The following is a 7,373-nucleotide window of genomic DNA, read 5'->3' as shown; positions in this document are numbered from 1 at the left end:
AAATCGACACGTATCGGATGGGGGAGATTACGGCGCGCCTGCGCGATCGCGTCGAGGAGCTCGAGGCGAAAGCGACCGATCTCGCGGGCGAGGAGTTCATGCTCGGCTCGACGCAGCAGGTGGCGAGGATCCTCTTCGAGAAGTTCGGGCTCGAACCAGGCCGGAAGGGGAAGACCGGATACTCCACCGACAGTCGCGTTCTGCGCGGATTACGGGACCGGCACGAGATCGTCCCTGTGATCGAGGAGTGGCGCGAGTACTCGAAGCTCCTGAACACGTATCTGATGCCGTTGCCGTCGTTGCTCTCGGAGCACGACGGGCGCCTCCATACGACCTTCAACCAGGCAGTTGCGGCGACGGGGCGACTCTCGACCTCGAATCCGAATCTCCAGTCGATCCCGGTCCGTACCGACCTCGGGCGACAGATCCGCTCGGCCTTCATCGCCGAAGACGGCCATCGCCTGTTCTCGGCCGACTACAGCCAGGTCGAGCTGCGCATCCTCGCGCACGTATCCGGGGAGCCGGTGTTGCGCGAGGCATTCGAGCGGGGGGAGGATATCCACACGCGTACCGCCGCGGAGGTGCTCGGCAAGGATCCGGCCACCCTCACACGGTCGGAGCGCGACATCGCGAAGATGGTCAACTTCGGGATCATCTACGGGATCTCGTCGTTCGGGCTCGCGGAGAATCTCGAGATCCCCCGGGACGAGGCGCAGGCATACATCGACACGTATCTCGACCGTTTCCCGCGCGTCCAGGAGTTCATCGCCCGGACGATCGCGCAAGCGGCCGCGGACGGCTACGTGACGACGCTCCTCGGGCGACGCAGGCCCATCCCCGAGCTTCGTGCCTCGAACCGGCAGACCCGCTCGCTCGGTGAGCGGCTCGCGGTGAACACCGTGATGCAGGGCACCGCGGCCGACGTGATCAAGGTGGCGATGATCCGAGCCCACGACCGACTGAGAGCCGAGGGCAGAAGCGCCCGCCTCGTCCTCCAGGTGCACGACGAGCTGCTGCTCGAGGTTCCGGATACCGAGGTGAGCGGTGTCCGCGAGCTCGTGCGTGAGGAGATGGTCGGGGCCTACCCGCTCGATCCTCCACTCGCGGTCGACGTCGGCGTCGGCGACAACTGGGCCGACGCGAAGTAGCGCTCGCAGGCCCTCAACAGCCCGATCCAGAAGCGTTCGACGTTGCCGGGCAGTCGAGTCGAAAAAGGGCGATTCGTCGCTATACTCGTCGTTCGCCCATGGCCAACCAACCTATCGAGAGCACCCAAATGTCCACTATGGAAATTCCCGTCCTCGAAGACGGTGTCTGGATCGTCGGCCCCGATGGGGAGCTGATTCCCGACTACGACGCAACCTTCCCGACCATCAACGAGGGCGAGGTCGTGCACGGCACGGTCGTGCGCGTCGACAAGGACGAGGTGCTCGTCGACATCGGTTACAAGTCCGAAGGCGTGATCCCGGTCTCCGAGCTGTCGATCCGGCGCTCGGTGAATCCCGCGGACGAGGTCTCGCTCGGTGAGGAGATCGACGCGCTCGTGATGACGAAGGAGGACGCCGAGGGGCGTCTCATTCTCTCCAAGAAGCGTGCGCGCTTCGAGCTTGCCTGGAAGGCGATCGAGGCTGCCGCGGAGAGTGGGGAGGCCGTCAACGGCCGCGTGATCGAGGTCGTCAAGGGCGGTCTCATTCTCGACCTCGGCGTCCGTGGCTTCCTGCCGGCGTCGCTCGTCGACATCCGGCGTGTCCAGGATCTGGACGAGTTCACGGGCAAGGAGCTCCGCTGCAAGGTGATCGAGCTCAACCGCTCGCGCAACAACGTCGTGCTCTCCCGCCGCGCCGTCCTCGAGGACGAGCGGAAGGAGATGCGTCAGGGCATCCTCGACAGGCTCAATCCAGGCGACGTCGTCGATGGCCAGATCTCCAACATCGTGGACTTCGGCGCCTTTGTCGATCTCGACGGGATGGACGGTCTCATCCACATCTCCGAGCTCTCGTGGAGCCATGTCAATCATCCGTCCGAGATCCTCGAGATCGGCCAGACGGTGCAGGTCAAGGTGCTCGACATCGACCGCGAGCGCCAGCGTATCTCGCTCGGCCTCAAGCAGACGCAGTCCGACCCGTGGCAGCAGGTGCTCGAGCATTACCACGAGGAGGACGTCGTCGAGGGTCGCGTGACGAAGGTCGTCACGTTCGGCGCATTTGTCGAGATCCTGCCCGGCGTCGAGGGCCTCGTGCATATTTCCGAACTCGCCCAGCACCACGTCGAGAACCCGCGCGAGGTCGTCTCTCAGGGAGACCCGGTCAACGTGCTCATCCTCGAGATCGACGGCGACCGGCGTCGGCTTTCGCTCTCGCTCAAGCGCGTCGAGGAAGGCGCAGAGCCGCTCCCGCGCGCCGACGGCGGCGAGTCCGTTCACCTGACACCGAACCTGAGGCTCTCCGAGGAAGCATTCCCCGCGGGATCCGAGAGCGAAGGGGACTCGATGAGCGAGATGCACCTCGGGGCTGCAGAGCCTGCCGAGGCAGCGCTCGCACTTGACGCAGACGCCTCGGAGCTCCTCGCCGACGCAGTGGTGGCGGAGGAGGTCTCGGTCGAGCTCGTCGAGGAGGCAATCGCAGCCGAGGCCGTCGCGATCGAGCTCGCGGAGGATGCGATCGTCGCGGACGCGGTTGCGCACGAGCTCGAAGAGGAATCGCTCGAGGCCGATGCAGCGGGTGACGCCGAGGCAGCCGTCGAGCTCGCGGAGGAGGCCGTCGCCGTCGAGGAGCTCGCCGTCGAGTTGGCCGCGGAGGCCATTGCTGCCGACGCCGTTGCTGTCGAGCTGGCCGAGGAAGCGATCGTTGCCGATGCCGTCGCGGTCGAATTGGTCGAGGAGGCGGTCGTCGAGGAGATCGTCGCCGAGGATCTCCTCGGCGAAGCAGTGGCCCTCGCCGACGAAGACCCTGCGGCCTGAGCGACCCGGCCGAGGCTTCTCCGCGCCCGATCGCACTCGCGATCACCGGCGGAATCGGTGCTGGTAAGAGCACCGTGCTCGCGGCTCTTCGCGCGCACGGTGCAGCAACCGTTTCGAGCGACGAGATCGTGCACCAACTGCTTCGCGCCGACCCGGATGTCCGTGCGGCACTCGTCGAGCGGCTCGGTAAAGGGATCCTGGATGAGGACGGCATCCCCGATCGTGCGGCGATCGCGGCGATCGTCTTCGATGACGCCGAGGCGCTCGCATTCCTCGAGGCGCTGCTGCACCCGCTCGTCTCCCGCGAGTACCTGATCTGGCGCGAGCAACTCGCTGCGCTCGACTCGCCGCCGCGCGTCTGCGCCACCGAGGTGCCACTTCTCTACGAGTCGGGCGGAGAGAGCCGTTTCGATCGCGTCGTCGTCGTCACCGCACCCCGGCAGTTGCGCGAGCAGCGCCGTCACGCACCGGAGGACAACCGTGAGGCACGGCTGCTCGACGATACCGAGAAGGTCAGGCGGGCCGACTATCACTACGTCAACACGGGAACGTTCGAAGACCTCGATGCGTGGGTCGCAGGCCTCATGGAAGTGCTGATGAACGAGACCCGGTGAGACGCATCGTCACCGCGCTCGCGGCGATTGCGATCATCGCCAGCTCAGCCGTTTCGCTCGGCTGCGCGCCGGTCGACCGCCTGCGGTACCCCTTGCGGTACGAGCAGATCGTGCGGATTCATGCGAAGAACTATGATCTCGACCCGGCGCTCCTTGCCGCGGTGATCTACACGGAGAGCCGCTTCAATGCGCGTGCCGAGTCGTCGGCAGGCGCGATCGGGCTCATGCAGCTCCTCCCCGAGACGGCCCGCGGGATCGCCGTTCGCACGGGCGGCGACGGCTTTGCCGTAAAAGACCTCTACGTGCCGGAGATCAACGTCCGCTACGGCGCCTGGTACCTGCGCAACATGCTCGATCGCTACTCGGACGAACGCACGGCCCTTGCCGCGTACCACGCAGGCCCCGGGAACGTCGATCGCTGGCGCGATCAGGGGGTCGAAATCCAGTTCCCCGAAACGCGCGACTACGTCGACGACGTCGAGAAAGCGAAACGCATCTACGCCGATCGATACGCGAAAGAGCTCGGGCTCGGGTGATCCGCCCTGAAGCCATTCGACCGGATTCCCGTAGGGGCGAGGCGCATGCCTCGCCCGCGAGCGAGCGCGGACAGCTCACGTAGACTGCTGCCGATGCTCGACCCCCGCGATCGTGAGTACGCAGAGCTGATCGTCGATGGCTGCCTCGGCGTTCAACCCGGCTGGCAGGTGGTCGTCGGTGGCAACCCGCAGGCTCGGCCCCTCCTCGAGGAGGTGTGCGGCGCGGTCGCCCGGCGCGGTGCCTACGCGCTGCTGCGGATCTCCTTCGAGGGATTCCTCGCGCAGTCCCTGAGCTGGGTCGCAAACGCACCTCTCGAGCTGCTCGAGCAGCCGGCCGGCATCACCGTCAGCGAGCTCGCGACCATGGACGCGATGCTCTTCGTCGCAGCCCCCGACAACACGCGGTCCTCCGCGGCGATTCCGAGCGAGCGCATGGGGGCGCTCCAGGCGGCCTACCGGCCCGCGAACAAGCGGATGATGAACCACGACATTCCGTGGGTCGCCTGCCAGTATCCGACCGCGGCGCTTGCGCAGGAAGCCGGGCTCAGCACCGAGGACTTCGCACAGCTTCTCTACGGCTCGGTGCTGCTCGACTGGGCCGCCGAGGGCGAGAGAATGCGTGCGATCTCCGCGTACTTCGACGATGCTTCGGAGGTGAGAATCGTCGGTGAGCGCACCGATCTTCGCCTTTCCCTCGATGGGCGCCGCATGAAGGTCGACGCGCTCGGCTCGAATCTTCCCGGCGGCGAGTTCTTCGGCTGTCCGGTCGAGGACTCCGCGGAGGGCGTGATCTCGTTCGCCGAGTTCCCGGCCGTGTACCGCGGTCGCGAGATGACCGGGATCAGACTCGTCTTCGAAGCGGGCCGCGTCGTTGACGCCTCGGCGGAGACCAATGAGGCGTATCTGATCGAGACGCTCGACACGGACGAGGGTGCCCGGCGTCTCGGCGAGCTCGGCATCGGCTGCAACCCCGGAATCACGCGGTACATGAAGAACACGCTCTTCGATGAGAAGATGAACGGCACCGTGCACCTCGCCGTCGGCAACAGCTACACCGACGTTGGCGGCGTCAATCAATCGGCGATCCACTGGGATCTCGTCAAGGATCTTCGGCTGCCCGGATCGCGGATCGAGCTCGACGGCGTTGTTGTACAGAGTGAGGGTGCCTGGCTCGTACCCTGACGATCCTCCGATAGGAGAGCGTGCCTCGGGATCGTCAAATATGTTCGTTTGCCTGCGTCTCGGGATCCTGGAACCGAACATCCGAGCCCGGTGACCCTCGCTCTCGGCGTCTAGCCGCCTGAGGGAGGTGCCGCAGGCTCAGTCGGCGGTGGGATCACGTCGGCGAGCATGTGATTCCACAGGTTCGTGAGCAGCCTGCTGGTTGGCCAGAACGTCGACGAGCCGCCGAAGTCGAGTGTGCCCGCCGAAAAGACCCGTGCCCCCGCCTCGGTCTCGTAGTAGGTCATCTCGCCGCTGAGACCCGGGCCGAACAGATCGACGACGCGTGCGAGGACGATCGTGCCGGGAGGCGAGTCGGGCGTCGCCATATCGATCTCGATTCCGTAGCCACCGACCGCCTCCCCGAACGTCGACCCTGTGACGAGACCGGTCTTGTCGAACAGCCACGGGGCCGCCTCGGCTGCGACGACCGTGTACGACCCCTGGCGGCGGCCGTCGTCGTTGGCGCGGTACTGGACGCCGAGCAGGCGCGCCTCCGGGCGCCCGACCTCGCGCCAAAGCTTTACGCGTCGAAGCGTCGACCCGTCCGACTCGACCTTCCAGAAGAAGTTGTTGGCGGAGAGAAAGACGAGCCTGCCGCCAAGGTCGCGGTACCGCTCGATCACGTCATATGCGTGAGTCGTCATGTACTCGCTGTGTCCCGGGAAGACAACGAGGTCGTAGCGTGCCCGGAGATCGTCGCCGGTCGCGAAGGTCTCGAGGTCGTCGTCCGCCGCGAAATCGGGTGTCCTGCCGGTGCGTGCGAGCCAACGGAGGAAGGCGCGGTCATACGTCTTGAACCGGGGTGGAACACCGCGATCCCGGTAAGGACGCGCGAGGTCGACCGGCGGGCTGCCGCCCGCGTACCACGTATCTCCCCAGCCGTCGCCGTCGCGGTCGTAGAAGTTGTAGGCCTGCCACGTGTTCGTCGGCATCACGACGAGTTGCCTGCGGAGCTCGGTCTCGGCTGCGCGCAACACGAACGGGGCGAACCCGGTGCGACCATCGGCGGCAGTCAGCTGGGCGGCGTAGACACCGGGCGGCCAGCCGCCGCACTGAACCGTGATCGTCACCGGGCCCGAGCGCTTTCCTGTCCAGTCGATCGGTACCGGCTCACCCTTGGGTGCCCCGGCGAGCTCGTCGTGGCGCTCGGTGCTCACCGTCTCTGCGCCGCAGCGAAGAAACTGCAGGGATAGCGCCGGTGCGTCGGCCGTGATCCGCAGCTCCATCGGCTCACCCGGGAGGTACGAGCGACGAAGGAATGCCGCCTCGATTCCGAGCACCCGCACGACCGGCGCCTTCTGCTGTCCCACGGACGACGGACGCCGAGCGCCGAGAACCGTCCTCCGTCCGGCCCGGTCCGCAACGGTGAGGCGCATCACGTACGAGCCGACGGCGGTGCCGAGATCCGGGGCCCAGTTGACGACGTGGTCGCCACGCCCGAGCCGGGCGTTCGTCTCCCAGACCACCCGGCCCGTACGCAGGGCCGTCTGGACGGCCTCCACTCTGATCGAGGCGGGCCGCGGAAGGCGAAAGCCGATCGCGGCGACATCTCGTCCCGGGATGCCGGGTGACACTGTCGCGAACAACGCACGATCGCCGGCGTAGCGCCGACCGGCGTTTCGGGCAGACGCGCTGAGGGCTGCGGGCGCCCGCCGGGCAGCGGCAACGGCTGTACCGGGAGCGAGCCCGAGTATGAGCAGCGCCGCGGCTCCTCGCTTCAGCAGCCGCGCGCGGCTGAGTTGGATCGCCATGTCGGAAACCGTAGACGAGGGAGATGATCGAACTGTTCGGGCGGCTACGGGGCGGAGAGGCGCAGCCAGAGGTTCTCGAGCATTCGTGAGATGACGGGCAGAAGCGCGGTTCCCCCGAAGTCGATCGCCCCGGCCGCGAACACCTTCGCGCCCGCCGGCGTTTCGTAGTACGTCATCTGTGCCGAGAACGTCGGCCCGTAGATCTCCGGGATCTCGGCGAGGACGATCGTCCCGGGCGGGCTTGCCTTCGTCGTCGCGTCGATCTCGATCCCGTAGCCACCGAGCTCCT

The 7,373-nt window shown here is 66.7% G+C and carries 6 protein-coding genes and 1 pseudogene; 5 read left to right on the top strand and 2 right to left on the bottom strand.

Features of this window, described 5'->3' with window-relative positions:
* From ABIR74_RS02030 to ABIR74_RS02010, 5 genes are all read left to right on the top strand, one after another.
* Window positions 1–1,148 (top strand): DNA polymerase (locus tag ABIR74_RS02030; RefSeq protein WP_348174944.1); only part of this gene is annotated, 1,148 nt, incomplete at its 5' end.
* 128 nt (window positions 1,149–1,276) lie between these two features.
* Window positions 1,277–2,959, top strand: a complete 1,683-nt coding sequence (gene rpsA / locus ABIR74_RS02025; RefSeq protein WP_348174943.1) for a 30S ribosomal protein S1 — start codon at window positions 1,277–1,279, stop codon at window positions 2,957–2,959.
* The gene (gene coaE / locus ABIR74_RS02020; protein ID WP_348174945.1) at window positions 2,869–3,573 is read left to right on the top strand and encodes a dephospho-CoA kinase; all 705 of its coding nucleotides are present in this window, start codon (window positions 2,869–2,871) and stop codon (window positions 3,571–3,573) included. Before rpsA ends, coaE begins: the two co-directional genes overlap by 91 nt.
* Window positions 3,570–4,109: a lytic transglycosylase domain-containing protein gene (locus tag ABIR74_RS02015; RefSeq protein ID WP_348174942.1), complete on the top strand. Its 540-nt coding sequence runs from the start codon at window positions 3,570–3,572 to the stop codon at window positions 4,107–4,109. The genes coaE and ABIR74_RS02015 overlap by 4 nt, the downstream gene beginning before the upstream one ends.
* Before the next feature lie 93 nt (window positions 4,110–4,202).
* The gene (locus tag ABIR74_RS02010) at window positions 4,203–5,291 is read left to right on the top strand and encodes an aminopeptidase (protein ID WP_348174940.1); all 1,089 of its coding nucleotides are present in this window, start codon (window positions 4,203–4,205) and stop codon (window positions 5,289–5,291) included.
* Between the two features lie 110 nt (window positions 5,292–5,401).
* Here ABIR74_RS02010 and ABIR74_RS02005 read toward each other — a convergent pair whose 3' ends face one another.
* Window positions 5,402–7,084, bottom strand: a complete 1,683-nt coding sequence (locus ABIR74_RS02005; protein ID WP_348174939.1) for a N,N-dimethylformamidase beta subunit family domain-containing protein — start codon at window positions 7,082–7,084, stop codon at window positions 5,402–5,404.
* Between the two features lie 44 nt (window positions 7,085–7,128).
* Window positions 7,129–7,373 (bottom strand): annotated as a pseudogene (locus tag ABIR74_RS02000) (hypothetical protein); the annotation flags it as partial.

It is taken from the genome of Gaiella sp. (assembly GCF_039915195.1).
GTDB lineage: Bacteria > Actinomycetota > Thermoleophilia > Gaiellales > Gaiellaceae > Gaiella.
The sequence above is the reverse complement of the archived record's forward strand: the minus strand, read 5'-3'. Positions and strand labels throughout refer to the sequence as shown.